Raw genomic sequence first — 2501 nt, forward strand, 5'->3', positions numbered from 1 at the left:
CTGTTTAAATAACAAGGAGTTTATCAAAAGATACAGTGGATCACTTTTCGATGATCTTACTGCATCAGCCTGGCGCATTTTTGCATGATCATTAACATTATCAAATGTCTTTTTATTATCATCGTATTAGGTGTATTGGGTTTATTGGGCTTAAAACGTTATTTGGATTGCAACCCGATTCATTTGGGCGGCACGGGTACGGCGATCCCCGCCCATTGTACAGTGCCACAAGAGAGAAAAGAGAGGAGATTAACGATGTATAAGGTAGAAAGAATTAAAGACGCATTGGATTTTGTCTGTAAACACGAAAGAAGACCGCCGTTATCGGCAGAGACGCAGGCGTTATATGAGTATGCGTTATATCAGGATTTACACAATATGTGGACGGGTAAAAAAAATGATGAAGTGTGGTTAAATGCGGCGGTGTATTACCGGATAGCGGCGGCAAATGGGGACTATAAGGCAAATATCCGTTTGCAGTATTTACTTTCTACGAACCGAGTTCGTTATGACGGGAGAAGTAATTTGGAGGAAGAAGGTGAGTTAAGTAAGTTATTGGCGGACAGTTTGTTAGCGACAGCGTATTATAAATTATTCGGGCATTTGGAAAAGCGGTACGGGGTGGAAGAGCCGGACGGCAGTCGGTTTGGATTTTTAAGGAAAGCGGCGGATTTAGGTAATCGGGAGGCGCAATATGTATTGGGTGAATATATACGGGGGATAGATGACGATGAAACGGAGGCGTTTAGGCGGGAGCTAACGAAGAAATTATTTAAATGTTCAGGTGAACAGGGATATGGAGTGGCTGCATATTATTTAGGAATTATGTATCAGCAAGATAAAGACTATAAGAATGCACTTCTTGCCCATCATCAAGGTATAAAAGGAGGAAAATATAATTCAGCGTTTCTATTATCAGGAGGTTTTAGTGGCAAATATAATGAAAGTAATGAGGTGAAATATTTTGCGCTTGCTCCTGATCTTGAAAGAGCCAAACGTTACGAAATGATAGAAGATTACCTTTATCATAATGAGCATCTACAACCCAAAGTACCGGATTTAGACGAGATCGTACCGTTACCGCCGGCAGAGTTACCGGCGTGGGACGGTAAGATAGCGTTTCAGCGTTGGTTTGAGGGCGAAAGCCCGGAAAAACCGAGTGAGGCATTAGTGAAGAAATTGGCGGCACAGGCGGGTTTAGATTGGGAAACGGGTTTTCCGTTGAAGAAATAGTAGGATACCGCACATTAAGCTAGGTTTAATGTGCGGTATGTTTTTTGCAAAGTTTTATCAAAATCAACCCGCTTGTAAATATCAATTTAGCCTTTACGGGAATTTATCCGTATGTCGCCTGTTATTAGTAAATCGGATTAGGTTATGAAAATTATCAAATGTCTTTTGGCTATAGCCGTATTATGTGGATTAGGGTTGTTCAGCTTAAAACGCTACTTGGATTGCAACCCGATTCATTTGGGTGGTACAGGTACGGCGATCCCCGCCCATTGTACAGCGCCACAAGAGAGAAAAGAGAGGAGATTAACGATGTACAAGGTAGAAAGAATTAAAGACGCATTGGATTTTGTCTGTAAACACGAAAGGAGACCGCCGTTATCGGCAGAGACGCAGGCGTTGTATGAGTATGCGTTATATCAGGATTTACACAATATGTGGACGGGTAAGAAAAATGATGAGGCGTGGTTAAATGCGGCGGTGTATTACCGGATAGCGGCGGCAAATGGGGACTATAAGGCAAATATCCGTTTGCAGTATTTACTTTCTACAAACCGCGTTCGTTATGATGGGAGAAGTAATTTGGAGGAAGAAGGTGAGTTAAGTAAGTTATTGGCGGATAGTTTGTTAGCGACAGCGTATTATAAATTATTCGGGCATTTGGAAAAGCGTTATGGGGTGGAAGAGCCGGACGGCAGTCGGTTTGGTTTTTTAAGGAAAGCGGCGGATTTAGGTAATCGGGAGGCGCAATATGTGTTGGGTGAATATATACGGGGGATAGATGACGATGAAACGGAGGCGTTTAGGCGGGAGCTAACGAAGAAACTATTTAAATGTTCGGGAGATCAAGGGTATGGTATAGCCTCTAATTATTTGGGAATAATGTATCAAGATGATAAAGATTATAAAAATGCACTTATTGCATATCATCAAGGGGTAAAGGGGGGATATGTTACGGCAGCGTATGTTTTAAGTAATAGTTTCCGTATTGGAATTAAAGAAGATCATATAGACTATTTAGCATTGATGCCGGATCCGGAACGAGCTGAACGATACAAAATGATAAAAAAATATTTATCTGATAATAAACATCTACAACCTAAAGTACCGGATTTAGACGAGATCGTGCCGTTACCGCCGGCAGAGTTACCGGCGTGGGACGGTAAGATAGCATTTCAGCGTTGGTTTGAGGGCGAAAGCCCGGAAAAACCAAGTGAGGCGTTAGTGAAGAAACTGGCGGCACAGGTAGGTTTAGATTGGGAAACGGGTTT

The 2501-nt window shown here is 42.1% G+C and carries 2 protein-coding genes; both read left to right on the forward strand.

The window, feature by feature from the left end; all coding sequences use genetic code 11:
* Positions 1–84 precede the first annotated feature (84 nt).
* Positions 85–1233, forward strand: coding sequence for an SEL1-like repeat protein (locus tag RO21_RS12010; RefSeq protein ID WP_047978019.1), 1149 nt, complete (start codon positions 85–87; stop codon positions 1231–1233).
* A 144-nt stretch (positions 1234–1377) separates the two neighbouring features.
* Positions 1378–2501: SEL1-like repeat protein (locus RO21_RS12015; protein ID WP_047978020.1), on the forward strand; the 1124-nt coding region annotated here is incomplete at its 3' end.

The sequence above is a fragment of the Muribacter muris genome, from assembly GCF_001038205.1.
Classification (GTDB): domain Bacteria; phylum Pseudomonadota; class Gammaproteobacteria; order Enterobacterales; family Pasteurellaceae; genus Muribacter; species Muribacter muris.

What these genes read in the sequence shown, in the direction of transcription:
- RO21_RS12010 (WP_047978019.1), top strand. Translation starts at nt 85, where the DNA reads ATGATCATTAACATTATCAAATGTCTTTTTATTATCATCGTATTAGGT.